This window comes from Corallococcus sp. 4LFB, from assembly GCF_046520365.1.
Lineage (GTDB): Bacteria > Myxococcota > Myxococcia > Myxococcales > Myxococcaceae > Corallococcus > Corallococcus caeni.
On record NZ_JBKGHJ010000051.1, the window covers coordinates 1 to 26875 of the forward strand.

General features: G+C 70.5%; 24 protein-coding genes and 2 pseudogenes. 8 read left to right on the forward strand and 18 right to left on the reverse strand.

Translation table 11 applies throughout. The annotated features are described in order from the left end of the window. The coding region (locus tag ACLEQD_RS08480; RefSeq protein WP_410383015.1) for a DUF4105 domain-containing protein at positions 1 to 856 on the forward strand (856 nt) is incomplete at its 5' end. 19 nt (positions 857 to 875) lie between these two features. Here ACLEQD_RS08480 and ACLEQD_RS08485 read toward each other — a convergent pair. Further along, positions 876 to 1607 carry a hypothetical protein gene (locus tag ACLEQD_RS08485; protein WP_410383016.1) on the reverse strand — a complete coding sequence of 244 codons (732 nt, stop codon included), beginning with the start codon at positions 1605 to 1607 and terminating at the stop codon, positions 876 to 878. 105 nt (positions 1608 to 1712) lie between these two features. Between ACLEQD_RS08485 and ACLEQD_RS08490 the strand changes: the two genes are divergently transcribed. Beyond that, on the forward strand, positions 1713 to 2306 hold the full coding sequence (locus tag ACLEQD_RS08490; RefSeq protein WP_410383017.1) for a YdeI/OmpD-associated family protein: 594 nt from the start codon (positions 1713 to 1715) through the stop codon (positions 2304 to 2306). Between the two features lie 21 nt (positions 2307 to 2327). Here the strand turns inward: ACLEQD_RS08490 and ACLEQD_RS08495 are convergent, their stop codons facing one another. Then, positions 2328 to 3221: a cyclic nucleotide-binding domain-containing protein gene (locus tag ACLEQD_RS08495; RefSeq protein WP_410383018.1), complete on the reverse strand. Its 894-nt coding sequence runs from the start codon at positions 3219 to 3221 to the stop codon at positions 2328 to 2330. 212 nt (positions 3222 to 3433) lie between these two features. Between ACLEQD_RS08495 and ACLEQD_RS08500 the strand changes: the two genes are divergently transcribed. Then, positions 3434 to 4429, forward strand: a complete 996-nt coding sequence (locus ACLEQD_RS08500) for a hypothetical protein (protein ID WP_410383019.1) — start codon at positions 3434 to 3436, stop codon at positions 4427 to 4429. A 9-nt stretch (positions 4430 to 4438) separates the two neighbouring features. Here ACLEQD_RS08500 and ACLEQD_RS08505 read toward each other — a convergent pair whose 3' ends face one another. The 4 genes from ACLEQD_RS08505 to dacB form a co-directional block, all read right to left on the reverse strand. Beyond that, on the reverse strand, positions 4439 to 5533 hold the full coding sequence (locus ACLEQD_RS08505) for a D-TA family PLP-dependent enzyme (RefSeq protein ID WP_410383020.1): 1095 nt from the start codon (positions 5531 to 5533) through the stop codon (positions 4439 to 4441). A gap of 71 nt (positions 5534 to 5604) precedes the next feature. Then, entirely contained in the window at positions 5605 to 6036 is a 432-nt protein-coding gene (locus ACLEQD_RS08510) for a hypothetical protein (RefSeq protein WP_410383021.1), read from the reverse strand. Positions 6037 to 6124: 88 nt separating this feature from the next. Beyond that, entirely contained in the window at positions 6125 to 8308 is a 2184-nt protein-coding gene (locus ACLEQD_RS08515) for a prolyl oligopeptidase family serine peptidase (protein WP_410383022.1), read from the reverse strand. A gap of 37 nt (positions 8309 to 8345) precedes the next feature. Beyond that, a complete protein-coding gene (gene dacB, locus ACLEQD_RS08520) occupies positions 8346 to 9830 on the reverse strand; it encodes a D-alanyl-D-alanine carboxypeptidase/D-alanyl-D-alanine-endopeptidase (RefSeq protein WP_410383023.1) in 1485 nt (494 codons plus the stop codon). A 190-nt stretch (positions 9831 to 10020) separates the two neighbouring features. On the opposite strand from dacB, the gene rdgC reads away from it, so the two are divergent. Beyond that, the gene (rdgC, locus tag ACLEQD_RS08525; protein ID WP_410383024.1) at positions 10021 to 10671 is read left to right on the forward strand and encodes a recombination-associated protein RdgC; all 651 of its coding nucleotides are present in this window, start codon (positions 10021 to 10023) and stop codon (positions 10669 to 10671) included. Beyond that, the gene (locus ACLEQD_RS08530; RefSeq protein WP_338268145.1) at positions 10658 to 11347 is read left to right on the forward strand and encodes a hypothetical protein; all 690 of its coding nucleotides are present in this window, start codon (positions 10658 to 10660) and stop codon (positions 11345 to 11347) included. The genes rdgC and ACLEQD_RS08530 overlap by 14 nt, the downstream gene beginning before the upstream one ends. Before the next feature lies 1 nt (position 11348). On the opposite strand, the gene ACLEQD_RS08535 is transcribed toward ACLEQD_RS08530, so the two are convergent. The 3 genes from ACLEQD_RS08535 to ACLEQD_RS08545 all read right to left on the reverse strand — a co-directional run bounded on the left by ACLEQD_RS08535 (position 11349) and on the right by ACLEQD_RS08545 (position 13316). Further along, positions 11349 to 12110 (reverse strand): DUF5953 family protein, encoded by a 762-nt coding sequence (locus ACLEQD_RS08535; protein ID WP_410383025.1) that lies wholly within the window; start codon positions 12108 to 12110, stop codon positions 11349 to 11351. After that, a complete protein-coding gene (locus tag ACLEQD_RS08540) occupies positions 12107 to 12838 on the reverse strand; it encodes a DUF6310 domain-containing protein (protein WP_410383026.1) in 732 nt (243 codons plus the stop codon). The genes ACLEQD_RS08535 and ACLEQD_RS08540 overlap by 4 nt, the downstream gene beginning before the upstream one ends. A gap of 256 nt (positions 12839 to 13094) precedes the next feature. Then, on the reverse strand, positions 13095 to 13316 hold the full coding sequence (locus ACLEQD_RS08545) for a hypothetical protein (RefSeq protein ID WP_410383027.1): 222 nt from the start codon (positions 13314 to 13316) through the stop codon (positions 13095 to 13097). Between the two features lie 396 nt (positions 13317 to 13712). Here ACLEQD_RS08545 and ACLEQD_RS08550 point away from each other — a divergent pair. Both ACLEQD_RS08550 and ACLEQD_RS08555 read left to right on the forward strand, forming a co-directional pair. After that, positions 13713 to 13877 (forward strand): annotated as a pseudogene (locus tag ACLEQD_RS08550) (hypothetical protein); the annotation flags it as partial. Positions 13878 to 14002: 125 nt separating this feature from the next. Next, the gene (locus tag ACLEQD_RS08555) at positions 14003 to 15832 is read left to right on the forward strand and encodes a hypothetical protein (RefSeq protein ID WP_410383037.1); all 1830 of its coding nucleotides are present in this window, start codon (positions 14003 to 14005) and stop codon (positions 15830 to 15832) included. 92 nt (positions 15833 to 15924) lie between these two features. Here ACLEQD_RS08555 and ACLEQD_RS08560 read toward each other — a convergent pair whose 3' ends face one another. The 4 genes from ACLEQD_RS08560 to ACLEQD_RS08575 form a co-directional block, all read right to left on the reverse strand. After that, entirely contained in the window at positions 15925 to 17520 is a 1596-nt protein-coding gene (locus tag ACLEQD_RS08560) for an aromatic amino acid hydroxylase (protein WP_410383028.1), read from the reverse strand. 92 nt (positions 17521 to 17612) lie between these two features. Continuing rightward, complete coding sequence (locus ACLEQD_RS08565; RefSeq protein ID WP_410383029.1) at positions 17613 to 18533, reverse strand: LysR substrate-binding domain-containing protein; 921 nt, start codon at positions 18531 to 18533, stop codon at positions 17613 to 17615. 14 nt (positions 18534 to 18547) lie between these two features. Beyond that, a complete protein-coding gene (locus ACLEQD_RS08570) occupies positions 18548 to 19369 on the reverse strand; it encodes an SDR family oxidoreductase (RefSeq protein WP_410383030.1) in 822 nt (273 codons plus the stop codon). A 90-nt stretch (positions 19370 to 19459) separates the two neighbouring features. Continuing rightward, complete coding sequence (locus tag ACLEQD_RS08575; protein WP_410383031.1) at positions 19460 to 20083, reverse strand: hypothetical protein; 624 nt, start codon at positions 20081 to 20083, stop codon at positions 19460 to 19462. 105 nt (positions 20084 to 20188) lie between these two features. Here ACLEQD_RS08575 and ACLEQD_RS08580 point away from each other — a divergent pair, with 105 nt between their 5' ends. Further along, positions 20189 to 22873, forward strand: coding sequence for a M1 family metallopeptidase (locus tag ACLEQD_RS08580; protein WP_410383032.1), 2685 nt, complete (start codon positions 20189 to 20191; stop codon positions 22871 to 22873). Between the two features lie 22 nt (positions 22874 to 22895). On the opposite strand, the gene ACLEQD_RS08585 is transcribed toward ACLEQD_RS08580, so the two are convergent. The 5 genes and pseudogenes from ACLEQD_RS08585 to ACLEQD_RS08605 form a co-directional block, all read right to left on the reverse strand. Continuing rightward, on the reverse strand, positions 22896 to 23132 hold the full coding sequence (locus tag ACLEQD_RS08585) for a carotenoid oxygenase family protein (RefSeq protein WP_410383033.1): 237 nt from the start codon (positions 23130 to 23132) through the stop codon (positions 22896 to 22898). Continuing rightward, the gene (locus tag ACLEQD_RS08590) at positions 23129 to 24322 is read right to left on the reverse strand and encodes a carotenoid oxygenase family protein (RefSeq protein ID WP_410383034.1); all 1194 of its coding nucleotides are present in this window, start codon (positions 24320 to 24322) and stop codon (positions 23129 to 23131) included. Before ACLEQD_RS08590 ends, ACLEQD_RS08585 begins: the two co-directional genes overlap by 4 nt. A gap of 42 nt (positions 24323 to 24364) precedes the next feature. Further along, positions 24365 to 24820: a hypothetical protein gene (locus tag ACLEQD_RS08595; RefSeq protein WP_410383035.1), complete on the reverse strand. Its 456-nt coding sequence runs from the start codon at positions 24818 to 24820 to the stop codon at positions 24365 to 24367. A 205-nt stretch (positions 24821 to 25025) separates the two neighbouring features. Further along, positions 25026 to 26087, reverse strand: coding sequence for a hypothetical protein (locus tag ACLEQD_RS08600; RefSeq protein WP_410383036.1), 1062 nt, complete (start codon positions 26085 to 26087; stop codon positions 25026 to 25028). 109 nt (positions 26088 to 26196) lie between these two features. Next, positions 26197 to 26793, reverse strand: a pseudogene (locus tag ACLEQD_RS08605) (sigma-70 family RNA polymerase sigma factor); the annotation flags it as partial. Between the last annotated feature and the right edge of the window lie 82 nt (positions 26794 to 26875).

Sequence of the window (26875 nt, forward strand, 5' to 3'; positions counted from 1 at the left end):
CGGCCTGGCGGTGGCGCTCCGGGCGCTGGGCGTGGCGGTGATGCTGCTGGGGTGCCTTGGCGTGCAGGGCTGGGTGCGGACGTTCCAGCCCTCCAACACGCGCGACTGGGCGCCGGACCTGGCGCGGGCGCCGTGGGCGGAGGTGGCGGGTTCGAAGGTGACGCTGCACGAGGTGCGCGACTTCCGCTACCGCAGCACCACGGACTGGGACCCCGCCTGGTACACGGCCACCTACGACACGGACGCGCTCACGGAGGCGTCGTTCATCGTGGAGCCCTTCTCCGGTTTCTACGGCGCCGCGCACACGATGGTGAGCTTCGGCTTCCAGGACGGCCGCCGCGTGGTGTTCTCCGTGGAGGTGCGGCGGGAGCAGGGCGAGACGTTCTCCGCGCTGGGCGGGCTGTTCCGCCGCTTCGAAATCGCCTACGTCGTGGGCGACGAGCGGGACCTGGTGCAGCTGCGGTCCAACTTCCGCCACGACGTCGTGTATGTGTATCCGGTGAACGCGTCCCGGGAGCGCATCACCGCGTTCTTCCTGGACATGGTGCGGCGGATGAACGGGCTGCACACGCAGCCGGAGTTCTACGACACGCTCACCAGCAACTGCACCACCAACCTGGTGCGCCACTTCGAGAAGGTGGCCACGAAGGACGTGCCGTACGACCACCGCACGCTGATGCCGGCGTTCGCGGACGAGCTCGCCTACGAGCTGGGCATCATCGACACGGACGTGCCGCTGCCGCAGGTCCGCCAGCGCTACCACATCAACGCGCGCGCCCTGGCCGCGCAGGGGCGGGACGACTTCTCCGCCCGCATCCGCGCGCCGCTCCAGACCGCCACCGCGCCCGCGCCCTGAGGTCTGGCGCCGGCCGGCCTCAGCTTCCCGTGGGGGCCGGGCCGCCGCGCAGGTGCTTGTCGTAGTGCCCCTCCAGCGCGGTGAAGTAGCCGCGCTCCTCCCACAGCTCCTGGAGGAGGCGGTCCGTGAGGGACCTCACCTCCGCGCTCTCGCCCTTCGGGTCGGGCACCCGGGCGCCGCCGCGCTTCGGATCCATGAAGGCGCGGGTGGCCTCGGCCATCAGCACGTGGCTGCTCCGGAAGAGGCGGCGCAGGGCCTGGTTGATGGGGCGGGCGTCCATCTCCGCGCAGGCGGCGACGATGGCGGCCTGCACCTTCCGGGGGGCGTCCCCCTGGAGCGAGGCCGCGTCCAGGTCTCCGCGCTGGAGCGCGTGGTGCAGCAGGTAGCCGTGGTGCAGGCACGCGCTCGTCAGGTCCACGCAGTCCTTCACCCAGAGGACGAAGAAGACCTTGCGGAACACCTTGCGCACCGGGAAGAGGGCCACGGCCTTGAGATAGGACACCAGCCGTCCGCCCAGGCCGCGCGCGTCGTCCGAGCCGGCGAGCACCGCCACGGCCTTGTCCGGCGCCTTCAGGCCCTTCTCCTTGAGCTGGTCGCGCACGGCCTGCTCGCGCACCTGGCGCAGGGCGTAGTCGTCCAGGAAGGGCACGGGGATGAGCGGGGTGAGCCCGGCCGCCACGGCGTGGAAGGCCACGCGGGCGAGCGAGGGCGGCACGGCGCCGGGCGGTGGAGCGGTGTTGGAATCAGCCATGGCGTGTTTCATAACCGCTTCCGCGCCCGCCGCCTTCCGCCGGTAGAGTGGGATTGTCATGAACCCGTCGCGCGAGCGCGGGACAGGGAAAGGCGTGGCCCCCGGATGAAGGCGAAGGCGAAGGTGAAGCAGGAGCTCCCGGTCGTGCCATTCGCGTCGGAGAAGGCGTGGGAGCAGTGGCTGGAGAAGCATCACGCCGACGCGCCGGGCGTCTGGGTGAAGCTCGCGAAGCTGGAGTCCGGCATCCCGTCCGTGACGTATGCCCAGGCGCTGGAGGTGGCGCTCTGCTACGGCTGGATTGACGGGCAGAAGGGCGCGCTCGACGCGGAGTACTGGCTCCAGCGCTTCACGCCGCGCGGCCCGCGCAGCAAGTGGTCCAAGATCAACCGCGGCAAGGTGGAGGCCCTGGTCGCCGCCGGACGCATGAAGGCCGCGGGCCTGCGCGAGGTGGAGGCGGCCCGCGCGGATGGCCGCTGGGAGGCCGCGTACGCGGGGGCGAAGACCATCGAGGTGCCGGCGGACCTGACGCTCGCGCTGGAGAAGCGCCCGAAGGCGCAGGCGTTCTTCGCCACGCTCAAGAGCGCCAACCGCTACGCCATCCTCTACCGGCTCCACGAGGCGAAGAAGCCGGAGACGCGGGCGCGGCGGCTGGAGAAGTTCGTCGCCATGCTGGAGGCCGGGGAGACGCTCCACGGCTGAGGCCGCGGGAGGCTCCGCGGACTACTTCGGCTCGCCCATGACCTCCATCGTGTGCTTGAGCCGCTCCAGGCCCAGCCGCACCAGGGCGCCGCGCAGGTCGGGCTGGCCCAGGAAGGCCTTCTTGAACACGTCGCGCTCCAGCTTGAGGAGCGTGCAGGGCGTCACGGTGCGTACGGTGGCGGTGGCCAGCCGGCTGCGCAAGAGGGAGATCTCCCCGAACAGGGCGCCTTCCTCCAGCGTGGGGTAGGGGGACTGGCGGCCGTCGCCGTGCGTGTGGAAGACCTCGCACTGGCCCCGGATGAGGACGTAGAGCGCGTCGCCCGGCTGGCCCCGGGTGAGCAGCGTCTCTCCGGCGGGGACGGTGCAGGGGACGAAGGCGTCACCCAGCTCGTGCTGCACCTCCGGGGGCAGGGCGGCGATGAGCGGGTTGCTGCGCAGCGCGTCCGCGAGCAGGCGCTCCCGGGCGGTGACCTGCATCTGCTCGCCCTTGACGCCGTAGTCCTTGCCCAGCTCCCGGACGCCCGCCTGGGTGAGCTCCAGCAGCACGGCGTCCTCCACCGTCACGATGGTGGCGGTGCGCTGCGTGCCGGTGAGCAGCGCCAGCTCGCCGAAGAACTCGCCGGCGCCCAGGCGGCCGACCTCCGTGTTGGCGCCGTTGTCGCCGCCGCGCAGCACCGCGACGCGGCCCTCCAGCACGACGAACATCGAATGGCCCGGGTCGCCCTCGCGCACGACGATCTGTCCCGCGGGCAGGTAGCGCGTGCACACAGGAGGCGGCGTGGCGGCGCCTTCCGCATCCGTCGGAGCGCCTGCCGCCGTGGGCGCGGCGGAGGTCGCGGGCGTCTGTCCGGCGGAGGCGGCCGGGGCGGACGGGTGGGCGGACAGCAGGGCCTGCAGGCGCGCGAACAGGGACATGGTGCCCAAATGCTACCGGGGCGCCCGGCCGGAACTGTGAAGCGCTTCACAGGCGGTGCGGAGGTGGCCTGAAAGACAGCCAGGCAGGCGCAAGAGCATCATTGAACAGGGATTGGCCGCTGCTGTCACGTCTGGGTTTTGCCCTCCTGACGCACGGCGACGGGCGCCGGGGATGGCGTGGGCGGACCGGGACGCCCTACAGTCCCCGGCCCATGGGAGACACGCTGGACGTCGTGGTGGACCTGGGAGACGTGGGGGAGACGCCCGCGGATGCCGTGCTGCTGAAGTACGCGCAGGGCTTCCACGGGGCGGACGGCGCGGTGTCGCGCCGGCTGGAGGCGGCGGGCGTGGCCATGGACGCCTTCGACCTGCTCCCCGGGGACCACCGCTTCATCGACACGCGCAGGAGCCTGGGGGCTCCGCTGGTGCTCTTCCTGGGCACGGTGCGCCTGCGGCAGTTCGGCTACCACGAGATCCGCCAGTTCTCCGTGCGCGCGCTCCAGCTCCTGGAGCCCCGGCACGAGGTGCGTCACCTCGCGTGCACGGTGCACGGCCCCAACTACGGGTTGGACGAGGACGAGGCCGTGCTGGCCCTGGTGGGCGGCTTCGTGGACGCGTTCCAGCGCGGCAGCGGGCCGCGCGACCTCACGCGCATCACGGTGGTGGAGCTGAACCCCAAGCGCGTGGAGCGGCTGCGCAAGGCCATCGCGCTTGGGCTGGGGCTCACGCCGGGCGTGGAGCCGCTGATGGGGGCCACGGGCTTCCGCGTGCGGCGGACCTCCCGCTTCGTCCAGGCGCCGCCCATGGCGAGCGCGGGCGCGAACTCGAACGAGAAGCCCCACGCCTTCGTGGCGATGCCCTTCGCCCCGGAGCTGGAGGACACCTACCACTACGGCATCCTGAACCCCGTGAAGGCAGCCGGCCTGCTGTGCGAGCGCGTGGACCAGGCCGTCTTCGATGGTCCCATCATCCAGCGCATCCGGGACCGCATCGACACGGCGAAGGTCGTCATCGCGGACCTGTCATTGGCGAACCCCAATGTCTATCTGGAGGTGGGCTATGCCTGGGGACGCGGCAAGCCCACCCTGATGCTGGTGCGCGACGTGAAGGAGCTGCGCTTCGATGTCTCCAGCTACCGGTGCCTCGTCTACCGGAACATCCGGCACCTGGAGGAGCTGCTGACGCAGGAGCTGCAGCGCATCGCCTGAAGCCTGGGCTCACCAGCCGCGCGCGGCGACCTCCCACGTCGCCACGTGCGTGTCGCCGCGCACGACATGCAGCCGGGGATGCTGCGGGACGGAAACACAGACATGGTTGGGGACCACGCGCACCCGCTCGCCGATGCGGGGGCGCCACGCCGTGCCGGACACGTCCAGCAGGCCGTGCTCTTCCGACAGGTTCTTCACCACGACCTCCGGCCGGTCCAGCAGGGCGCCATAGCCCGGCGCGAGCCCTTCCTCCTTCACCAGCGTCTTGGAGCCCGCGTCGATGACCACCTGGCCGGGCACGGCCGTGCTCACCACCGTGGCCAGGACCGAATAGGCACACTCCGTCCAATCACAGGCGCCGATGACGGCCGCGTTGCGGTCGTTGAGCACGTTGAGGCCGGGACGGATCTCCGTGAGGCCCTTCACGGTATGGGATTGCCAGAGCGTCGGGGTGGAGCCGCCGCTGACCACCTCCGGCGGCAGGCCCGCGTGGCTCAAGGCGCCCACGAACGTCGCCAGCGCTTCGGACTGGGCCTGCATCGCGGCGGACAGCTCCGCCTGGGGAACGCGGATGTGGCCCGCGTAGAACGTCACCCCGCGAAACGCCACACCGGCCGTGGACGCCGCCGCGCGCGCCAGCGCCACCGTCTCCTCCGGTGTGCGCAGCCCCACGCGGCGCATGCCCAGGTCCACCTCCACGAGCACGCCCACGGTGCGCCCCGCGTCCCGGGCCGCTCGCGCCAGCCCCTCCAGCACCTCATGCGAGTCGAGCGCCACGGTGAGCCGCACGCGCGAGGGCAGGGCCATCAACCGCGCCAGCTTGTGCGCGCCCACCGGCGGGTACGCGAGCAGCACGTCATCGGACACGGCGGCCATGACCTCGGCTTCCAGGACGGTGGCCACCGTGACGCCGGAGGCTCCCGCCGCGACCTGCATCGCGCCCAGCTCCGCCGTCTTGTGCGTCTTCGTATGGGGCCGCCAGCGCAGGCCGTGCTCGCGGGCGTAGGTCGCGACGCGCTGGAGGTTCCGCTCGACGCGGTCCAGGTCCACGATGGCGGCCGGCGTGTCGAGCGTATCGAGGAAGGTCGAGGACATGCGGCGCATGGTGGCACCGCGCTCCTCGACCCGTCACCGGAATCCCGCCAGGCGTGCGGCAGGCAACGCCATTACCATCGCTACCGCGGCGGCGGCGCCGGCTCGAAGCTCACCGTGGGCCGCTGCCAGCTCCAGCCGCCGGACTTCAGGGCCTCCGTCGCCTGCGCATCCAGCACGCGCAGCGCCGCGAGCACGTCCGCGGGAGGGCGGGGCGCTCCCGGCGCGCTCTCCACCTCGAAGCTCGGGGGGATGGTGCCGGCGTCCTGGCCGCCCATCATCACGCGGATGCGGCAGTTCTGCGGCGACAGCTCCGTCTCCCCGGACCAGGACACGTCCTGGACGAAGAGGTCCACCGTCCCCGTGGCCTTCTGCCCTTGCAGCCGCGTCACCACCGCGTCCAGCGAACCCTTCGCGCGCGCGTTCCGCCTCTTTCCAAGACGGGTGAGCGTCCACCAGGCCAGGCCGCCCGCGACCACGGGCGAAAGGATGAAGTAGGGGATGAGCGGGCTCATGGGCCGGCAGGCTGCCACGAAATCCGGAAGAAGAAACGCCCGTCTCCAAGCCCTGGGGCTCGGGAGACGGGCGTGAAGAGAAGCAAGGCTACTTCGGCGCGGGCGCGGAGACCTTCTTCGTCGCGTTGGGCTTGTACGTCATGCCCAGCTCGTTGAAGACGAAGGAGTAGACGTCCACCTCCTCCTCGATGCGCGCGGACAGCGGCGTGCCCATGCCGTGGCCCGTCTCCGCGTTGGCGCGCAGCAGGATGGGCTTGGGGGACGCCGTCGCGGACTGCATCCGGGCCACCATCTTGCGCGAGTGGAACGGATCCACGCGCGGGTCATTGGCCCCGGACGTGAAGAGCACCGGCGGGTACTTCGTCCCGTCCTTCACCTGGTGCACCGGCGAGTAGTTGTACAGCGCCTTGAACTGCTCCGGGTCCTTCACCGAGCCGTACTCCGTCACGTTGAACTGGCCGTTGGGCGTCAGCTCCGTGCGCAGCATGTCGTAGATGCCCACGCGCGCCACCACCGCGCCGTACTGCTCCGGGTGCTGCGTCAGGGCCGCGCCCATCAGCAGGCCGCCGTTGCTGCCGCCCTGGATGGCCAGCTTCTTCGGCTTCGTGTACTTCTGGTCCACCAGCAGCTTCGCGCACGCGTAGAAGTCGTCGAACACGTTCTGCTTCTTCGTGAGCGAGCCGGCCTTGTGCCACTCCTCGCCGAACTCCGAACCGCCGCGCAGGTTCGCCACCGCGAACACGCCGCCCTGCTCCAGCCACATGCCGGTGACCGGGTTGTAGCCCGGGCTGATGGAGACGTTGAAGCCGCCGTAGCCCGTGAGCAGCGTGGGGTTGTTCCCGTTCAGCTTCGTGCCCTTCTTCTTCAGGATGGTGAGCGGCACCTTGGTGCCGTCCTTGGACGTGGCCTCCGTGCGCACCACCTCCACGTCGCTCATGTCGACGGGGGCCGTGCGCGCCAGCGCCGTCTTCGTGAGCTTGTTGTCCGCCGCCGAGTAGCGGAACCACGCGGCCGGCTGGGTGAAGCTGCCGTTGATGACGAGCAGGTCGTCCGCGCCCTGGCGCACCAGGCCGCCCACCGACGACACCGGCAGCGTGGGCACCAGCCCCAGCGCCTTGCCCGTCAGGTCCACCATGCGCAGCTGCGACGGACCGCCCAGCTGCTCCAGCAGGTACAGCCGGCTCTTCGTCGGCACCACGGCCTGCACCGTCGCCTCGCCCTCCGGCACGATGACGGCGGCCTTGTCCAGCGTGGGCGTGGCCAGGGGCAGCCGAAGCACCTTGCCCTTCGGCGCGTCCTTGCGGCTGATCAGGTACGCCGCGCCGTCGCTGCCAAAGCGCGCGGACACCACCTTGTCCGCGTACTTCGCCACCTGCGTCCAGGTGCCCTTGGGACCGTGCAGGAACAGGTCGTACTCGCCGCCGTCGCCGTTGGCCACGCGCGCGAAGGTGTACTGGCCGTCGTCGCTGGACTCCAGCTCCGTCATCGCGATGCGCGGGAAGTCCTTGCCCAGCGCGTACGAGTCCTTCTCCGTGGGCGTGCCCAGCGCGTGGAAGTACACCTGCTGGTAGACGTTGCGGTCCTCGGGCGGGCGCTCCTCGCCCCGCGGATGGCGCGTGTAGAAGAAGCCCGTGCCCTGCGCGTTCCACGCGAGGCTGCCGCCCGCCGTTCCGCTGTTGACGCGCGGCACCCGCTCGTTGGGCATCGCCTTCGCGGAGGCCACGTCCCACACGGACACGTCACCGCTCTCCGTGCCCGCCTTGGACATGGAGACGGCGACCTTCTTGCCGTCGTGCGACAGCTGGAACCAGTCGATGGTCGTCTTGCCGGAGGTGTCCACGACCGTGGGGTCCACCAGCACGCGCTCCTTCGACGTGTCGTCCAGCGAGCCCACCACGATGAGCGTGGGCTGCTGCTTGGGCGGCTGGTACTTCAGCGCCAGCAGCGTGCCGCCCTGTTCGTCCAGGCCGCCGTAGCCGGGCGACTTCCAGGAGAGGATCTCCGTGATGCGCTGGCGCAGCGGCTCGCGGCCCGGGAGCCTGTCCAGGTACGCGCGCGTGTACGCGTTCTGCGAGTCCGTCCACTGCCGCACCTTCGGATCCGTCGCGGACTCCATCCACTGGTACGGGTCCGTCACGGTGGTGCCGTGGTAGGCGGTCTCCACGGGCTGCTTCTGCGCGGCGGCGGGCTTCTTCGCGGGCGCCTTGCCGGCGGCCCCCACCACCAGCGGCAGCAGCAGCGCGGCGGTGGTCACTGCGATTCTGGACTTCATGGTTCACCTCGCATGCGGGTGGTCCCCCGCGGGACGCTCATCGCAGGGGCAGCTCCACCAGGGCGGTGGAGAAGGTGTCGAAGGTCTCGTTGGCGTTGGGCTTCGTGCCCTCGTCCATGTTGCCGAGCATCAGCGCGAAGACGACGCGCGGGTGCTCCGGGTCGTTGGGCCGCTCCGCCACGCCCACGAAGCACTTCTGGCCCGTGAGCGTGCCCGTCTTCGCGCGGATGCGGCCCGCGGTGGACTGCGTCGTCTTGCGGCCCGCCAGCGTCCCGTCCACGCCCAGCACCGGCAGGCTGTCCACCAGCGCGGCGCCGTAGGGCTCCTGGAGGCTGGTGAGCAGCACCCGCGCCATGCCCCGGGGCGTGGCCAGGTTGTAGCGGGACAGGCCGCTGCCATCCACCGGGCGCAGGTCCTTGGACGGCACGCCCCGGCGCGTCAGCTCCGCGACCAGGGCGGTGCGCAGCGCGGCGTAGCCTTCATTGCCGGTGCGCTCGCGCGCGAAGCGCATGCCCAGCCGCTCCGCGTACAGGTTGAGGCTCTCCTTGTTCGTCGCGCGCACCAGCTCCGACAGCGGCGGGCTGGTCAGCTCCACCAGCGGCACCGGCACCGGCGGCATGGGCGGGGTGGGGGCCTCCAGCGACATCGGCAGCCGCGTCACCCCGTGGCGTGCCAGCGCGTCGTCCACGCACGCGGCGAAGAGGGCCTCCGGCGCGTCCACGGACAGCTTCACCGCGGCGGCCTGGGGACACGGCCCCCCCGAAGGCGAGCGCCACGTGCACCGCACTCCACCGCCCCCGCGCACGCAGGCCAGGTTCGCGCGCTCCGCGTTGACGTCCACGTTCACCACCGCGGACAGCGTGGCGAAGGTGGGGGTCCACTGGACGGAGGGCGCGTCCGCGCAGGTGGCGCCGGGAGCGCGGGTGAGCGCCAGGTCCACCACGTTCTCGCGGAAGACGAAGGGCGTGGGCGCCGCGCTGTAGGCATACGCCGCGTCGTCCCAGGCCCAGCCGGGGCCCAGGGCGCCATCCACACCGTCCGTGCCGGCGATGCGCACGTTGCCGCGCCACTGGTGGATGCCGCGCGCCTGGAAGGCCTCCGCGATGCGTTCACACGCGAGCGCCGTCTCCGGGAAGCGCCACGAGCCCAGCGACGGGTCCCCGGACGCCTGCGCCACCACGTCGCCCAGGAACAGGCCTCCCGTCTGCGAGCCCTCCAGGGACACCGGCGTCACGAAGCGGAAGTCCGCCCCCAGCGCGGACAGCACGGCGGAGGTGGACACCACCTTCATCGTGGACGCGGGCAACAGCCGCACGTTCTCCCGGTGCCTGAAGAGGGGCACCCCGGTGCGAGCGTCCACCACATACGCGCCCGTGATGGCGCCGTCCGCCTCCAGGGTCTCCAGCAGGGCGTTCGTCACCCCGGGCAGGGTGTTCCGCGGGGCGCCGTCCGGCGTGGCGGGCGCGTGGGTGCAGGCGGACAGGAAGAGGGCAACGCTGGCGGGCAAGAGGGCGCGGCGCATGGCGGCGGCCACCGTATGTCGCGTGCCTGGGAGTGTCATGGTTTCCCGCCGGCGGGGTGGGGCGGAGGCGTGCACGGTTGGACGGAGCACGGGCTAACGGCTTCGCGCGCGGGCTATTCCCGGGCCTGTCCGTCCAGCCACACCGAGTGCCTTGACGCGGCGCCACGCGACCCCCATCCTGCCGCGCCCCATGCCTGTCCTACGTGGTGCCGTGACCTTTTCGCGCTTCCGGACCGAGCCGGCCAAGGATGCGCCGTCCGACGTCAAGCGCTGGCTGACCAAGGGACTCAAGTCCCATGCGTTCGAGCCCATCGACCGCCGCTCCGAGGAGGAGCGCGCCGCCGGTTTCGTGGAGCTGGAGGACCCGGAGTCCTCCGAGTTCGCCACCGGAAACCTCTTCTATGGCGAGTACGCCCTGTTCGGCTTCCGCATCGACACGCTGAAGGTGCCCGCGTCGATGATGAAGTCGGAGCTGGACAAGTGGTCCGCCGCCTTCGCCAGGGAGAACGGCCGGCCGCCCGCGCGCGCGGAGAAGAACAAGCAGCGCGCGGAGCTCAAGCAGCTCCTGCGTCAGCGCGCGGTGCCGCGCACCAGCGTGCTGGACGTGACGTGGAACCTCAAGACGCAGACGGTGCAGGTCTGGGCCGCGTCGCGCAAGACGGTGGATGAGATCTGCGTGGCGCTGGAAGGCGCCCTGGCGGTGAAGGTGATTGGCATCACGCCCGCGTCCATGGCGCAGCGCGCGGGCATCGACGAGAAGGCCCTGGGCCCCACGGCGGAGCTCATTGGCCTGGACCTGCCGGCGACGGCTTCGGTGGAGGACACCCATGGCGAGGCGTGAGCAGGCGAGGGAAGAGGCGGCGTTCGCCCGGGGCGATGTCGGCGTGGACGGCGTCGCCACCGAGGAGGAGAAGGACGAAGCCGAGGTCGAAAAGGGCAAGGCGCGCGAACAGCTGCTGCGCGGCCGCGCCTACCTGGGCCGCGAGTTCATGACGTGGCTGCTGTGGCGCTCGGAGTCGGGCGACCCGCTGGTGGAGTTCGACGGCGCGGGCGTCGTGGTCCTCTTCCTGGGCAAGGTGGTGCTGCGCGGCGTGGCGGGCGACGTCACGGAGATGAGCGCCAAGGGCACGCTGGCGCCGTATTCGGAGAACGTGCGCCACTCGCTGGACCGGGGCCTGCTGGTGTCCCAGGCGCGGCTGCGCATCTCCCACGGCGAGCGCGAATACGAAGTCACCCTCGATTCCGAGTTCCTGGACATCCGCGCCGCCAAGCTGCCCGCGCTCATGACCGAGGAAGAGGATGATCAGCTCTCCGAGCGGCTGGAGCTGACCGAGCAGCTCTCCGGGCTCGTGGACGCGCTGGTGCAGGACTTCCTGCCCATGCGCGCCGGCCGCGCCTGGAGCAAGCAGGTGGTGCCCGCGATGAAGGCGTGGATGAAGGGCGAGGAGAAGGGCAGCGACGTGCTCTCCAAGGCCGCCCGCGCCCGGGGCCGCGACGCCCGGGCCGCCCGGGGCTGAATCACGGTCCAGGCGCTGTACGTCCGCCAATCACCGGGAAGCGCTCGTAGACCCGCTTGAGCGCTTCCAGGTGGGCGGGATTGTCGTAATCGAGCGGTGCCTCCGTGAGCCGCACGATCCACCCGCCTGACGGCGTGCGCCGCGCCCGCGTGAGCAGTTCGGCATCGCGAGCCGGCTCCGGGAACCCGATGACCTCCGCGGCAGCCGCGGACCAGTAATTCAGCCACCCGAGGAAAGAGGGAGTCTCCGCCCTGGGGCTCTTCTCCGGAAGGTTGAGCATGGGAAGCCCCCGGGGTGAACGCTCGGGGTCGTCTGGCGAGCGGCGGAACTGCTGCGCGACCTCTGCGCCGTAGCCATACGGCGACGCGTGACCCCAGAACGAACGTGCCCCCTCCGCCACGGCCTCGAGCAGCGCCGCCGCTGCCGCGACCGCGGGCCCATCCAGTGGCAGTTTTGCGTGCACTTCAAGTTGGGGCTGTCCGCCTGGACTGGAGCGCCCTGAGCTTTCAATTCCCCAGACCGTCACGGGGTGACGTTCGTCCCCGTTGCATACGACCGGGAATCCACCGTCCTCGATTCTTTCCACGAGCCAGGTGTCCCGCTGTGGCAACGCGATGGGGCGCCCACTTTCGCCAACTTCCCACTCCAGGCGTAAGCCAGGGAGCGCATTCTCCATCCCATGGATGATATTGAGCGTGCGGCTGTCTTTGCCCGCGAGGGCAGGGGCATAGGTGATGAGTGTCAGTTTTTTTTGCGTGCTCATCGTTTACATTCTGTGACGACGACATCGAGATTGGGAAGTTCTTCGAGCAGCGCGGTTTTATGCGCCTGGGTGCTCACTCCCACGACGAAGCCATATCCGCATGCCTCTGCGACGTCTCGCTCCTGCTTCAATTGTTTCACTTCCTTCCTGATCTCCTGTTCCTGGACAAAATCATTGTACGAATCAAATTGATGCGTCTTGATCTCCCACAGTTTGCGGACACCGATTTGCAGTGCATCGAAGCGCACGCCACCCACGAGCACGTCCATCCCGGGATAACGGTTTGGTGGGAACTTGTCGGCGCACTCGTTATGCGAGTCATCCTCGCCCGCGTGTGGCACGGGAACAGGCTCGCAACTGGCACGGCCCGTCCGGCCCACAAGGACAGGGGGCACCGGGGGCTGCCTGCCCTGGCCTGCTGGCTCCGGTTCCAGCCTGGGCTTCGGCTTCGCTACAGTATCCCGGGACGCGACCCTCGCCCCTCGTGAGGTCCCTGCTTCCTCCGGGTAGAGGTGGCGCAGTTCATACGCATCCAGTTCCTCCTTGATGGCGACGGCGACCACCACCGCTCCCAGCACGATGACGGCTCCCACGGCGATCTCAGGCGCCGCCAGCACGCAGAACCCGAGCCCCACGGTCGCGGCATCGACGGAGGCGACGGTGCATCTTCCCGTGGTGTCGTGGAACTCGACCCGGTCGTGGTCGAGTGCTCGATAGCACCGCTCCACCAGCGCGGGCCAAGGCTGGGACGCTTCGCGGACAACGCACCGTCCATCATCCCTCCAGGGGAGCGCCGCCGCTCGTCGCAGGTTTGCATTCCTCGTATTGCGGACCGTTGACGCTCTGGGACGCGGCTCCGTCGTGGCGCAGGCCGAGAAAACGAGCAGAAGCCAAAGCGCGGTGCATGTCCGGAGACTCATGGTCATCTCTTCACAACAAGCAAAAGCCTCCAGGGCCTTGGACCCGGAGGCTTCTGGATGCGCTCTACGGGTTGATGCAACGCCAGACGCCGCAGGAGCCCTCGCCGTCGCCACAGTCATACTGGCTGTAGCACGGCTTGCAGCTGGCCGAGCAGATCATCCGGACCGCCTGGGTGTCGCTCGTCTCCGACGCCGGGCCGGGAACCATGGCCAGGGCCGAGCCCGCCATGGCGCCGATGATCAGGGCAAGGTCGGGAACGGACCGCTTCAGTCGCGACGGCTTCATGCTTCCTCCGGGGGGAATGGGGCCGGAGCATCCGGGCCCACACAGCGAGGGCATTCGACCAGACGCGCAGAGGCGATCCAAGTTCGACGCTGCTCCAGTCTGGCGCGCTGTCCGAACCGCAATGGAGCAAGCGGCCGCGCCAGTCCGGCGCGGTGCCTGTCTGTCCCAGGGCGGAAGGCAGAGGCACGGGACTCGCAATGACTCGCGGCCAATCCCTCCCGCCCGAGCAGGTGTCCCGTGCCGTCCGCCCCCAGCACCGAAGCCATCCAGCGCATCTCCCTGAAGAACCGCGAGTACGCCTACATCGAGGACGCCAACCGCGGCGTCGTGCTGATGGAGGTGGGCCCGCGCGTGCTGACGCTGGAGGCGCACCTGACGCTCGTGGCGAAGGAGCGGATGGTGGAGGTGGGCGCCGGCAGCTGGTGCGTGGTGCGCAACCCCGTGGTGCGCGTGGACGGGCAGGTGGCGCTGGACGACTTCGGCCAGGCCCGCGTCGCGGTGGGCGACCGCGAGGTCCGCGTGGGCCCGAAGGTGTTCCCGCTGTACCCCGGCGAGGAGCTGGAGGGCGACATCGTCCCGGAGTACGTCCTGGGCGTGTCGGAGGCGCTGCGGCTGCGCGCGCTCACCGCCTTCATGGACACCAGCGCCCCGGACGCGCCCGCCGCCGCGAGGCCGGTGACGAGTGGCTGGTGCGCGGCCCCGGCCGCTACGTGCCAGGCGAGGCCGTCACCGTCGTGTCGCTGGAGAAGGCTCGCGTCCTCAAGGAGACCGAGTACTGCGTCATCCTCAATCCCGTGGACCGCGCCACCGGCCGCGTCCAGGAGGGCCGCCGCAAGGTCGTCTCCGGGCCGGACGTCTTCTTCCTGGAGCCCGGCGAAGCGCTGGAAGGGGACGTGCGCCGCAAGCACGTCCTGTCGGAGCTCCAGGGGCTGAAGCTCCAGGCGCTGGATGACCTCTCCGAGAACGAGGGCGGCGAGCCCCGCGCGCGCAAGGCCGGTGACACGTGGATCGTCCGCGGCCCGCGCACCTACGTGCCCAGCGAGAAGGTCCTCATCCACCGGGAGATCTCCGCGCTGTCGCTGGGGCAGGGGGAGGGCCTCTACGTGCGCGATTTGCGCTCGGGCAAGGTGTCGCTCGTCCAGGGGCCGTGCCAGTTCATGCCGGAGGCGCACCAGGAGCTGCACGAGAAGCGCCTGTCCCCGGACGCGGAGGCGCTGCTGGGCCTTGCTTCGCCGCTGCCGGCTTCGGCGGACGCGAAGGACGTCCGCGCGCCGCGCCCCGCGACCCAGGCGGAGAAGGGGGACCGCACGCGCGCCATCGTGCTGCGCATCGAGGACAACACGGCGGTCCTCATCAACGACTTCGAGACCAACCACGCGCGCGTGGAGTTCGGCCCCGCGAAGGTGATGCTGCGTCCGTACGAGGACGTCACCGTGTTGGACCTGTCCGGCAGCACGCCCAAGCGCCCGCGCCAGCTCAAGGTGTTGATGCTGCGGCTGGGGCCGGACTTCGCCACGGACCTCTTCGAGGTGGCCACGCGCGACCACGCGCGGCTGCGCATCAAGCTCTCCTACAAGTGGCAGTTCGACGTGCAGGGCGACCCGGAGAAGGACAAGGCCATCTTCCGGGTGAACGACTTCATCGGGTACGTGTGTGAGAACCTCGCGTCGCGCATCCGCCAGGTCGCCGCGGAGAACGAGTTCGAGACCTTCCACAAGAACGCCAGCGTGCTCATCCGCCGCGCCATCTTCGGCATGGACGACGCGGGCCGCGCGCGCAAGGACCGCCTCTTCTCCGAGAACCAGCTGCGCATCATCGACATCGACATCAAGGACATCGCCCCCGTCGACGAGAAGACGGCCCTGAAGCTGCGCGAGGCCATCGACACCAACATCCAGATCCAACTGGACGCCTCACGCCAGGAGGCCCAGGCCGCCGCGGAGCTCAAGCGCATCCGCAGCGAGGAGGAGAAGCAGCTCGCGGACATCGCCAGCCACCGCAAGTCGGAAGCCGAACGCCAATCCCTCATCGAACTGCAGAATCGCAATCACCAGCTGGAGACGCTCAGCCGCGCCAAGGTGGAGGCGGAGGCGCAGCTGGAGCGGGCCCGCGTGGAGAGCGAGGAGGCCCTGGCCCGCGCCGAGTCCGACGCCCGCGCCTCCCGCATCCGCGCCGAGGCGGAGGCCGAGCGTGAACGGCTCACCACCCAGGTGACGCTGGAGCGCCAGCAGCGCCTCAACGACCTGGAGGTGGAGCGCCAGTCCCGGCTCGCGGAGGTGGAGGCCTCGCAGTTCCGCCAGCGCGTGGAGTCCCTGGGCGGCGGGGAGAACTTCGTGAAGGCCGTGGCCGCGCAGGCCCAGGCCGCAGTCGTCGGAGGCCTGGACAAGGTCGTCTTCCTGCCCAGCGGCTCCAACCTCAACCTCTTCGACGCCATGCAGGGGCTCCTGGGCCCCGGAGGCCAGCCGCGCCTGTCCGCCCACCACACCCCGACACCGCCCGGAGACACCTCCGCCTGAAGCCGACCAGGCGATGCCGCGCATCGGCGGGGCTCGCGGGGCCGGTGGCGCTCACGGGCGCGTCAGACGTCTGCCTTTCGGGGCGACGGGCCCTACGCGTGCGCCGTCTCGCGCCGCGGGGGCACCTCGCCGCGCAGCTCCGCTACCTCCGCGCGCAGGAGCCAGTCGGTGGGGAAGTCCGTGGACGCGCGGGCGATCTGCTCCAGCCGCTCGGGGGCCAGCTGCCCCGTCTCGCGGAGGCGGCGCACCTCCGTGTAGAGGGCGGCCAGCGACGGGTGCAGGGCCTGCGCCTTGCGCTCGCGCGCCTGGGCCTCGCCGTCGCCCGCGGTGAAGGCGTCCAGCTCCCCGAACCACTTGTCCCAGGTGCCCGGGTCGGCGGGCCCGCCCGCCACGGACGGCAGCCGCTCCGTCAGGTACAGGCGCGCCATGGACGGCAGCGTCAGCTCGCGGTCCGCCAGCTTTCCGCTCAGGGCAATCACCTCGCCGCCGCCCACCGCGAAGCCCTCCAGCACCAGCCCGCTGTCCAGCGCGAGGCGGAAGCTCCCGCGCTCCGGCAGGGTGCCCTCGCCAAAGGCGACCAGCGCCGCGCCGGTGAACGGCTTGTCCAGGGCGTGCCCGTCCCGCGACGTGAGGATGGGGCCCTCCAGCCGGGCCAGCGCGGTGGACAGGCCCGGGGCCACGTCCTTCGGGGCCGGCAGCAGCTCCACCACCTTGCCCGTCACCTCCCGGCCGTCCGCGAGCACCAGGTGGTTGACCGTGCGGGCGCGCAGCGCCTCGTTGAGGCCCAGGTCCCCGCCGCGCTTCCACGCGAGCGTGGCCTCGAACTCGGCCAGGACCTCGAAGAGGTGTTCAAAGTCGCGCGCCACGAAGAGCTGCGGCTGCATGCGGGTGATGTCGTAGTCCGTGTCCGCGCACGCCACGCCCAGCGGCAGCTTGTGCACCGCGGACGTCAGGCAGTGCTTCGCCTCGCCGATGCTGGACAGCAGGCCCGCGCCGTAGATGCGCGGGTGCTTCAGGTCGCCAATCAGCCCGTACTCCGCCGTCCACCAGTACAGGCGGCTCGCGCGGGTGCTCTCGCTGATGTAGCGGTGGCTGGCGTTGGCGGCCTCCAGGCGGGCCTGGGCGTGGGCAATCTCCTCCTCGGTGGCGGTGGGGTCCTCCTTCACCACGGAGAGGTTGCGGATGGCCTCGAAGACGGCCTGGTCCTCCACGCTGGCGATGGCCTTGAACCCCACCAGCCCCACGGCCTTGAGGTACTGCGCGTAGCGCGCGTTCGCGATGATGGGCGCGTGCCCCGCGCTCTCATGGACGATGTCCGGCGCGGGCGTGTACTGGATGTGCTCGTGCGTGCGGATGTCCGCCGCGATGGCCAGCACGCCCAGCGCCTGCAGCTCCGTGAAGACGGCCGGCGGGATGAAGCCGCGCACCGCCACGCAGGACCAGCCCAGCTTGGACAGCTTCTCGTTCATCTCATCCAGGCTGGGGATGGCCTCCGCGCCAATGCCCGTGGCCTCCAGGCCCTCCAGGTAGACGGGGTGCGCCTTGTCGCTCAGGTGCTCCCGCAGCTGCCCCAGGATGTGCCGCCACACCGCCTGGTCGCGAGGCGTGTACGCCGCGTAGTCCTGCGACACGACGTAGCGGCGCAGGTGCGCGGGAAGGCGGGCAATGGTCCGTTCCGTGGGGGTCATCGCGGCGGCTCCTTCAAGAGAAACAGGACTCCTGAAGAATACGCATCCCACTGGAAGACGGAAATCCGGCAGAATTCGACGTCTTCGTCGGATTATCGTCGCTTGTTCAGGCGACGACGCAGCCCGTCAAGGATGCTCTGGCCCCCGGGGCTGAGGCCGCCGGAGGGCCACAGGGCCACCACCTCCACGACCTGGGGCTCCTGTTCGCGCAGGGGCCAGACGTGGAGGTCGGGCGGGAAGGGCTGGGTGGGGCGCACGTCGGGGGCGATGGTGCAGGCCTTGTAGGCGCGCAGCAGCTCGTAGAGGTGGAGGAAGCTCTCCACGCGGCCGACCTCCGTGACGGAGACGCCGTGGGCGGCGAAGCGCGCGCTGTTGGCGCCGCCGTAGGGGTCGTCCCGCAGCCAGTCCACGAAGCGCTGGCACCGGAGGTCCTTCACGTCCAGGGAGCGCCGGGAGGGGTGCGCCTTCGCGAGCGCGCAGTCGGGGCCGGCGATGACCACGAAGGACATGCGCAGCAGGGACTCGGTGTCCACGCCCTCGTGCGGGGGCAGCGGGGTGAAGTCGAGCACCAGGTCCTGCTGCCGCGTCTGCACCTGCCGCATGAGCTCGTGCGAGCCGCCGAAGCCCACCACCAGCTTGAGGTCGGTGGCGGCGGCGTCCTGCGCGATGCCGCCCAGCAGGGACATGGAGAGGGTGGGGTTGAGGCCCAGGCGCAGGGTGGGCTCCACGCGGGCCAGGTCCATCAGCCGCTTCACGTCCAGCTGGTGCAGCGGCGTCTGGGTGCCCGCGTAGAGGCGCTCGCCGCGCGCGGACAGTTGCAGGCGCCGGCCCGGCCCCCGCTCCAGCAGGGCGGCGCCGTCCGCGAGCACCTCCTCCAGGGCGCGGATGTGCTCGCTCACGACGGAGCGCGCGACGCCCAGGTGCTCCGCGGCGGCGTCGATGCTGCCGGCCTCCACCGCGGCGGTGAAGGACTCGAGCCAGACCAGGTGTCGCTGGAGCTTGCGCGGGGGCATGGGCGCGGGACGCGCTACAGGAAGAAGTCCGGCAGCAGCTCCGCGCCGGGCACGGACTGGTACTTGTCGAAGTGGGTGACGCCCGCGGCGCGCAGCACCTCGTCGTCGATGCAGAAGTTGCCGGTGAAGGAGCGGCTGGGCTTGGTGAGGATGGCGTAGGCGGCGTCCGCCATGATCTCCGGGGTGCGGCTGCCCTTGATGGTGTCGTCGCCGCCCAGCAGGTTCTGCACGGCGGCGGTGGCGATGACGGTGCGGGGCCAGAGCGTGTTGACGGCGATGCCGTCGTCCTTGAGCTCCTCCGCCATGCCCAGGGCGCACAGGCTCATGCCGTACTTCGCGATGGTGTAGGCCACGTGGGGGCCGAACCAGCGCGGCTCCATGTTGAGCGGCGGCGAGTTGTTGAGGATGTGCGGGTTGGAGGACTTCTTGAGGTACGGGATGCACGCCTGCGAGCACGCGAACGTGCCGCGCGTGTTGATGCCGTGCATGAGGTCGAAGCGCTTGAGCGGCGTCTCCAGCGTGCCGGTGAGGCTGATGGCGCTGGCGTTGTTCACCAGGATGTCGATGCCGCCGAAGGTCTCCACGGCCTTGGCGACGGCGGCGTGGATCTGCGCCTCGTCGCGGATGTCCACCACGCAGGGGAGGGCCTTGCCGCCGGCCTCTTCAATCTCCTTCGCCGCCGAGTAGATGGTCCCGGGCAGCTTGGGATGCGGGTCGGTCGTCTTGGCCGCGATGACGATGTTGGCGCCGTCGCGGGCCGCGCGCAGCGCGATGGCCTTGCCGATGCCGCGGCTGGCGCCGGTGATGAAGAGGGTCTTGCCTTGGAGGTTGGACATGGGGCGCATCCTCGCCCAGTCCTCCACCGCGTGCATCAGGAAGCCACCCGGGACGCGGGGGCCGCGAGGGCCCCCGGCCCGGATTGTCGGCTACTGCGTGATGCAGGTGATGGTCTCGAGCATCGTCACGTTGGCGTTACCCGTGGTGTTCCAGGGGCCCACGCCATTGGTGCCAACGATGTACGTGTACGCGGAGCCCCGGATGGCGGTGGTGAAGCTGCGAGCGCCGAGGTGGCCCAGGTCCTGGCAGAAGCGGCGGGCGGTATCGGAGGCAGTGCTGAAGTTCCCGGTGGGGTAGTTCGGCTGGATGGTGCCCACCTGGTAGCCATTCTTCGTCGGCGTCGTGTACGTGACGTCCGAATCGGAGGTGATGCAGGTGATGGTTTCAAGCATCGTCACGTTCGCGTTGCCGGTGGTGTTCCACGGCCCCACGCCACTCGCTCCGACGATGTATGTGTACGCGGAGCCCCGGATGGCGGTGGTGAAGCTCTGCGCGCCGCCGTAGCCCTGGTCCTGACAGAAGCGGCGGGCGGTATCGGCGGCAGTGCTGAAGTTCCCGGTGGGGTAGTTCGGCTGGATGGTGCCAATCTGATAGCCATTGACCTTGGGCGTCACATAGGTCTGGTACGTGTCAGCGCTGGCTGACGACGCGAAGCCCACGACGAAGAGCACGGACACGAAGAGGGAGGGGAGACCGCTGCCGCGACGAAGCATGTATTCCTCGGTTTGTAGCTGAAACGGGGGGGGCGGGACCGTAGCGGCTCCCCTGGCTGAATGCATCCCGCGTGAGACGTAGGCGCCTGGTCTAGGCTGCGGCCCATGCGACTGCTCCCACTCCTGGTCCTGGTGGTGTTGACCGTCCGCTGTGCTCACGCGCCAGAGGCCGCACCTCCCGCCTCCGCGCCGCCCGCCGTGTCGTGGCCGCAGGCCCTGCCCCCCGCGCTGCGGCTGCCGGACACCGTGCGGCCCGTGCACTACGCGCTGGACCTGAAGCTCGTGCCCACGGAGGACACGTATCCCGGCAGCGTCACCATCGACGTGGAGGTCCGCGAGCCGGTGCGCCAGGTGTGGCTGCACGCGCAGGACCTGGACGTCACGCTGGCGCGCGTCACCGTGAAGGGCCGCACGTTCGACGCGAAGCCCGTCACCGCGAACGAGGGACGTCTGGGATTGCTGTTGCCGGAGGAGCTGCCCGTGGGCAAGGCGCAGCTGCTGCTGGACTTCACCGGCAAGGTGGACCGTGAGCGCAGCCAGGGGCTCTACGGGGTGGCGGAGGGCGGTGAGTCCTACCTCTACACGTTCTTCGAGCCCATCGACGCGCGCCGCGCCTTCCCGTGCTTCGACGAGCCGACCTTCAAGGTGCCGTGGCGCCTGCGCTTCACCGTGAAGGCCGGACACGTGGCGCTGGCCAACCATCCGGTCGTGTCGCGCGAGCCGCTGGCGGACGGGCTGGAGCGCGTCACCTTCGCGGAGAGCAAGCCGATGCCCAGCTACCTCGTGGCCTTCATGGTGGGGCCGTTCGACGTGGTGGAGGCGGGCACCGTGGGCCGCACGAACGTGCCGCTGCGCTTCGTCGTCCCGAAGGGCCGGGGCGCGGAGACGCGCTACGCCGCCAGCATCACGCCGCGCATCGTGAAGGGCCTGGAGGACTTCTTCGACCAGCCGTATCCCTACGAGAAGCTGGATGTGGCCGTGGTGCCCCGGTACTGGGGCACCATGGAGCACCCGGGCATCGTCGCGCTCGGGCAGCCGCTCACGCTCATCCGGCCCGAGGAGGAGACGCTGGCCCGCCGCAAGTCCTACGCGGTCATCGCCAACCATGAGCTGGGGCACTACTGGTTCGGCGACGTCGTCACCTGCGCGTGGTGGAACGACATCTGGCTGAACGAGTCCTTCACCGCGTGGCTGGACCGGCAGACGGTGGACCGGCTGGAGCCGTCCTGGGACTACCAGCAGGAGCGCGCCATGTCCGCGACGCGGTCCGCGCTGGCGTCGGATGCGCTGGAGGCGGCGTTGCCCGTGCGCAAGCCGGTGGAGAGCAATGACGACATCGTGGGCTCGTTCGACAACGGGACGACCTATGACAAGGGCTCGTCCGTCATCGCCATGTACGAGGCCTGGCTGGGGCCGGAGCGCTTCCGTGACGTGCTGCGGGGCTATGTCCGCGAGCACGCGTGGAAGGTCGCGACGCTGGAGGACTTCCTCGCGGACCTGTCCCAGGCGGCGGGGCCGGAGGTGGCGCGGTCCTTCGGTGGGTTCATCGTCCAGAAAGGGGCGCCGCGAATCAGCGCGCAGCTGTCGTGCCCCGCGGGCGGCGCGCCGACGGTGAAGCTGTCGCAGGAGCGCTACCTGCCCGTGGGCTCCAAGGCGGACGCAAAGCAGGAGTGGCAGGTGCCCGTGTGCCTTCGCGTGGGGACGGGCACGCAGTCGTCGCGGGTGTGCTCGATGTTGCAGGGGGCCACGGCGGAGGTGGCGCTGCCCACGAAGCAGTGCCCGGCGTGGGTGCTGCTCAACGCGGGCGGCACGGGCTACTACCGCAGCGGCTACACGCGCGAGCAGTTGACGAAGCTGCTCGCGACCCCGGTCGCCGCCTTCACTCCGGCGGAGCAGGTGGCGCTCTGGGCGGACGTGGACGCGGCGGTGGAGCGGGGCGACCTGCCGCTGGGCGAGGCGCTGAAGGCGGTGCCTGCCTCCGCGAAATCACCGAACCGGCTGGTGGTGCAGAGCGGCGCTTCGCTGCTCGCTCACGTGCGCGTGGATCAGCTCACCCCGGAGGAGCGCCAGCGCTTCCGAGCGTGGGTGGCGTCGCTCTACTCCGCACGCGCGAGGGCCATGGGCTGGGTGCCGAAGCCGGGCGAGGACGACTCGGTGAAGGAGTCGCGCTCGCTGTTCCTCCGGCTGGCTGGCGGGACCGGGGAGGATCCGCGGCTGGTGAAGGAAGCGCTGCCCCTGGTGCGCGCATGGCTGGCGGACCGCAAGTCGGTGGACCCGGAGGCGTTCGGCAGCGCGCTGCCCCGGGCGGCGACGCATGGCGATGCGGCGCTGTTCGACGCGCTCTTGGAGGCGGCGAAGAAGGAGCAGGACCGCGGCGAGCGGACCCGGCTGCTGGCGTCCCTGTCGTACTTCCGGAACCCGGACCTGCTGTGGCGAGCGCTGGGGGTCGTGGTCTCGCCGGACTTCGATGTGCGGGACTCGCAGGGCATCCTGGGGATGGCGTTGATGATGCCGGAGTCGCAGTCACTGGCCTGGAACTTCTACCAGACGCACTTCGATGCACTGACCCAGCGGCTGCGCTCGGATGAACTGGGCAGGCTGATTGGACAGACGGGGAACCTCTGCAACGACATCGACCTGGCGCAGGTGGAGACGTTCCTCAAGCCTCGCGTGGACAAGATTGAAGGCGGTCCGCGCGCGCTCGCCCGGGCCCTGGAGTCCATCCGGCTGTGCATCGAGTCCCAGAAGGTCCAGGCCCCGAGCGTCAAGGCGTTCCTCCGCGCCCGGTGAGTGCCCCGCGTCCGGCCCGGCTTCAGGCGGGGACGAACGTGCCGTGGAACGTGGGGGGCAGGGCGTGCTCGAAGTGGCAGCGCGCCACGGGACCCGCGTCCAGCCGCTCGGCGTCCAGCACGGCCACGTGGGTGGTGTCCGTCTTCGTGTCGAAGACCTGGGTGAGCAGCCAGCCGTCGTCCTCGGTCCGCGAGCCGGGGCGGGGCACGAAGACGGGCTCGGAGGGGTACTGGCCTGCTTCCAGCGCGGCCCGCGTCACGCGGCGCTGCCCAGGTCCAGACGCACCAGCGCGTCATAGAGGCCGCGCCGGGCCTCCTGGGTGCCGTGCGCGCCCAGGTAGACCGCCTGGTACGGCCGGCACTCCACGCTGGGGGCGACGCGGGGGAACTCGCAGCTCAGGTCCAGCAGGGGCTCGCTGCGGAACGTGCGGGCCTTCAGGTCGATGCGCGCGCGGTGGAGCATGCCGTCGGCGTCGGTGGAGGGATTGCCGCGCAGCAGGTCCCCCAGCCACTGGTTGGACGCGAAGTCGGGGTAGCGCACGTAGTCCACCACCAGCGTGTCGCCGTCCTCGTAGGCGTTGGAGAAGTGCCAGTTGAAGAAGGAGTCGGCGGGGATGCGGATGGGGTGCGCCACGTCGTCGATGGGCACCACCACCACCTCCGACGCCGCGCCCGGCCGGAAGGAGACGTTGTCCGCGAACGCGCCGATGCGCAGCAGCATCTTCAAGACGTTGATGCTCATCGCCGGCAGGAAGAAGACGAGGTAGCGGTCCGTGACCGTGAAGTCATGGACCATGGTCGCGCCGGGCAGCGGCACGGACCCCAGGTGCCGCGCCTTGTCGTCGTCCGGCAGGGCATACAGCTCCAGCGTGTTCACCCGGCCGTGGTGCTGGCCGAAGTTGTAGCGCGTCTTTCGCGACGGGACGCGGTGGGGGTGCGCGGAGAACGACTTCAGCACGGCGCCGTCGAGGTTCGTCTCGCCCAGGGTGGTCAGGTCCTCCGGGGACAGCTCCACGGGGAGGTTCGGCTCGTGCAGCGCGTACAGCCGGCCGTTCCACGGCAAGAGCGCCGTGTTCGCGTTGTTCTTCTGGGGGTTGAGCAGCTTGTTGCGCAGCGGCGTGGGCATGGCGTAGCTGCCGTACAGCTGCCGGCCCGCCTTGCGCTCCGTGACCATGGTGCGCGAGTCCACGAGCCGGGCCGCGCCCTGGACGCCGTCCGGCCCGAAGCGCACGCCCATCACGCCGCCGTCACCGTCGAACCAGTGCTGGAGCGGCGCCCCGTGCACGTCGAACGTCCACGCGCCCAGGCGGAACAGCGTCCCGCGGAGGCCCTCGGGGAGGTGTCCCTCCACCCGCAGGGGTTGGAAGCCGTGCTGGTGGGAGATGTTGCGGAAGGCCCGATTCCAGGCCGGAGGGGGAGGGGAGGCCGGCAGCGGCGTCGCGGTGGTCATGGCGGGTTCGAGAGGGCGCGCGTGGAGAGAAGTCGTCTGGAATCAGGGCGTGGGCTGGGCGATGACCGCCTGCTGCCCGCGCGCCTCGGCCTCGTCGCGGCGAATCCCCATGAGCGTCCACATCGCGCCGCTGAAGTCGATGCAGCCGAAGAAGGTGACGATGGGATTGCACAGGCCCAGCGCCGTGCAGACGATGAGCACTCCCACGATGAACGTGCGCCCCATCACCGCCCAGACAAAGAACTGGCGCATGTCCAGGATGGCCGCCTGATGGGACATGAACGACATGGACACCAGCAGCGCGCCCGCGAGCCGCATGAAGAACAGGTCCCCGTCCGCGGCCCCGGGTGAGATGCCCATCACCTTGAGGAACAGCCCGGGCACCAGCAGCAGCGTGAAGGCGAGCGGGATGGTGTAGTAGACCCAGATGTACATCGAGCGTCCCGCGTGGCTCAGCGTGGACAGCTTGGGGAACACCTTCGGTGCGAAGAGCATCATGCGGACTCCAGGGGCGCGGGCTTGAGGCGGTGCCTGGAGTGTAGTGGAAGTCCCAGGTCCCGACGATGGACGGGCTGGACTGGGCGCCAAAGGAAGCGCAGTTCGCTCTGGAAGGCGTCGGAGGTGTAGGCGCTGGCGGTGCCTCCGGCGACGCGCACCTTGCCGCTGCCCGGCCGCGTCGCCGTGGGGCCCGCCCGCTGTTGCCCTAGAAGCCGATGCGGCTGCGGATGCCCTGGATGAGCTCCAGGCCCCAGCGAACCGGCATGCCCAGGGCGTTCCCCAGGTGGGAGGCGAACTGGGCCACCACGCCCATGTCGCCGTTCATCGCGCGCTCGCTGAAGTCGGCCATCTTCGCCGGGTCGCCCAGGGTGGAGAGCGCCTCGGAGACGTGGGCCGCCGCCTGGATGAGCGCGCCGTTGCCTCCCGTGCGGTTCTTGTCGTTGAGGCCCCCGGCCGCGTCCAGCCGCCCCGTCATGGCCACGTCCAGCAGCGCCGCGGCCGAATTCGTGGCGCTCGTCATCGAGCCGGACATGTTGCCGCCCGTCACGCCATCGAGCGCCACCAGCACCGCGCCCGGCGGAGTCGAACCCATGAGGGTGGCCAACCCGTAGTTGCCGGCCCCCGACAGCAGCCCGTCCACCGCGCGGCCCACGTCGGTGGTGGCGGGGCTGGACTGGTAGGCGCTCACCCCGGTGGCGCCGGCGCCGACGATGTTGATGGCGGTGCCCAGCCGCGCCAGGCCGGTGGCCAGCGGGCCATTGACGAGCGAGGCGTTGTTGCCCAGGAAGCGCTGCACGTTGCCGATGCGGGAGTTGAAGCCCGCCAGCTCCCGGGCCTTGATGTTCTGCGCCGTCTGGAGCTGGGTCTTCACCTTGTTCAGCAAGGCCGGGTTGTTGCGCACCGAGGGCTGCTGCATCAGCCACTTGGACTGGTTGATGGTGACGTCCATCGCCCGGGCGAAGTTCTGGCGCTGGGCCACCATCCGCGGCAGCACCTTGAGCGCCGTCTCCACGCCCCGCTGGGACGGCGTCAACAGCGACTTGACGCTCTGGTCGATGACGGTGTGGCCCACGGTGGCCCACGCGGCGAGCTCCGCCACCTTCGCGTTCACCGTGTTGATGCGCGCGTTGAGGTCCACCGGCGCCGCGTTGCCCTTCGGGGCCGCCTGGGCCACCTGGGTGCTCGTGGGAGCCGGCTTCCCGGGGGGCGCGGCGGCAGGACGGGGGGCCGGAAGGTTCGGGCTGTTCGGACGCACGTTGATGCTCATGGGCGATCTCCAGGAAGACGGCTGATGTCCTGGAGGACGCGCCCCGGAATTTCCGGTTGCATTCCGGGGTGCACGAAACCGGCGCGCCAGAGGGGCTACTCGGGTGGGGCTACTCGGGTGGGAGCAGGCGCTCCAGGCTCACGTCCAGGTGGCTGCGGATGAGCCGGTCGAGGCTCGCCAGCTCCCGCTCGGTCACCGGCAGCCGCTCCAGCAGCCGCTGCCGCGTGCGCTCCACCAGCGCGTCGCACGTCTGGCGCAGCCGCCGGAACAGCGTCACCCGGTGGACGCCCTGGAGCGCCGCCAACTGGGGCGTGGTGAGCCCGTCGATGAAGTGCCGCCGGAGCAGGTTGCGCTCCGCGGGCTCCAGGGTGCGCAGCGCGTCCTCGAAGGCGCGCTTGAACTCCACCTGGTACTCGCGCCGGGCCTGCTGCAGCTCCACGTCCTCCGCGGCCGAGGGGAAGGCGTCGAAGAACTCCTGCTCCATGCCCGCCTCGGGCGTGTGGGTGCGCAGCCGCACCAGCCCCTCGCGGGTCGCCACCGAGCGCACCCACCGCCGCAGCTCGCCCTTGCCCCGGTACAGGCTGATGCGCGGCTCGGCGCCGTTCTCCGCCACCAGCAGCTTCCGCCGCAGCTCCTGGATCAGCTCGTCCTGCTCGCCGCGCGACAGGCGCAGGCGCGCCAGCGCGGCCTCCAGCTCCGGTACGCAGTGCTGCTCAAAGCCCCCTCAGCGCCTTCGCGTCCCCCCCGGGCGCACGCGAAGGCCAGGTAGAGGTCCGCCGCCTTCAGCG

Excerpts from the sequence above, each read along its gene's own strand:
- ACLEQD_RS08510 (WP_410383021.1), bottom strand. The coding sequence starts at position 6,036 with ATGAGCCCGCTCATCCCCTACTTCATCCTTTCGCCCGTGGTCGCGGGC.
- ACLEQD_RS08515 (WP_410383022.1), bottom strand. The coding sequence starts at position 8,308 with ATGAAGTCCAGAATCGCAGTGACCACCGCCGCGCTGCTGCTGCCGCTG.
- ACLEQD_RS08545 (WP_410383027.1), bottom strand. The coding sequence starts at position 13,316 with ATGAAGCCGTCGCGACTGAAGCGGTCCGTTCCCGACCTTGCCCTGATC.
- ACLEQD_RS08505 (WP_410383020.1), bottom strand. The coding sequence starts at position 5,533 with ATGCGCCGCATGTCCTCGACCTTCCTCGATACGCTCGACACGCCGGCC.
- ACLEQD_RS08580 (WP_410383032.1), top strand. The coding sequence starts at position 20,189 with ATGCGACTGCTCCCACTCCTGGTCCTGGTGGTGTTGACCGTCCGCTGT.
- ACLEQD_RS08590 (WP_410383034.1), bottom strand. The coding sequence starts at position 24,322 with ATGACCACCGCGACGCCGCTGCCGGCCTCCCCTCCCCCTCCGGCCTGG.
- ACLEQD_RS08485 (WP_410383016.1), bottom strand. The coding sequence starts at position 1,607 with ATGGCTGATTCCAACACCGCTCCACCGCCCGGCGCCGTGCCGCCCTCG.
- dacB (WP_410383023.1), bottom strand. The coding sequence starts at position 9,830 with ATGCGCCGCGCCCTCTTGCCCGCCAGCGTTGCCCTCTTCCTGTCCGCC.
- ACLEQD_RS08495 (WP_410383018.1), bottom strand. The coding sequence starts at position 3,221 with ATGTCCCTGTTCGCGCGCCTGCAGGCCCTGCTGTCCGCCCACCCGTCC.
- ACLEQD_RS08535 (WP_410383025.1), bottom strand. The coding sequence starts at position 12,110 with ATGAGCACGCAAAAAAAACTGACACTCATCACCTATGCCCCTGCCCTC.
- ACLEQD_RS08565 (WP_410383029.1), bottom strand. The coding sequence starts at position 18,533 with ATGCCCCCGCGCAAGCTCCAGCGACACCTGGTCTGGCTCGAGTCCTTC.
- ACLEQD_RS08500 (WP_410383019.1), top strand. The coding sequence starts at position 3,434 with ATGGGAGACACGCTGGACGTCGTGGTGGACCTGGGAGACGTGGGGGAG.
- ACLEQD_RS08575 (WP_410383031.1), bottom strand. The coding sequence starts at position 20,083 with ATGCTTCGTCGCGGCAGCGGTCTCCCCTCCCTCTTCGTGTCCGTGCTC.
- ACLEQD_RS08490 (WP_410383017.1), top strand. The coding sequence starts at position 1,713 with ATGAAGGCGAAGGCGAAGGTGAAGCAGGAGCTCCCGGTCGTGCCATTC.
- ACLEQD_RS08530 (WP_338268145.1), top strand. The coding sequence starts at position 10,658 with ATGGCGAGGCGTGAGCAGGCGAGGGAAGAGGCGGCGTTCGCCCGGGGC.
- ACLEQD_RS08600 (WP_410383036.1), bottom strand. The coding sequence starts at position 26,087 with ATGAGCATCAACGTGCGTCCGAACAGCCCGAACCTTCCGGCCCCCCGT.
- rdgC (WP_410383024.1), top strand. The coding sequence starts at position 10,021 with ATGCCTGTCCTACGTGGTGCCGTGACCTTTTCGCGCTTCCGGACCGAG.
- ACLEQD_RS08560 (WP_410383028.1), bottom strand. The coding sequence starts at position 17,520 with ATGACCCCCACGGAACGGACCATTGCCCGCCTTCCCGCGCACCTGCGC.
- ACLEQD_RS08595 (WP_410383035.1), bottom strand. The coding sequence starts at position 24,820 with ATGATGCTCTTCGCACCGAAGGTGTTCCCCAAGCTGTCCACGCTGAGC.
- ACLEQD_RS08570 (WP_410383030.1), bottom strand. The coding sequence starts at position 19,369 with ATGTCCAACCTCCAAGGCAAGACCCTCTTCATCACCGGCGCCAGCCGC.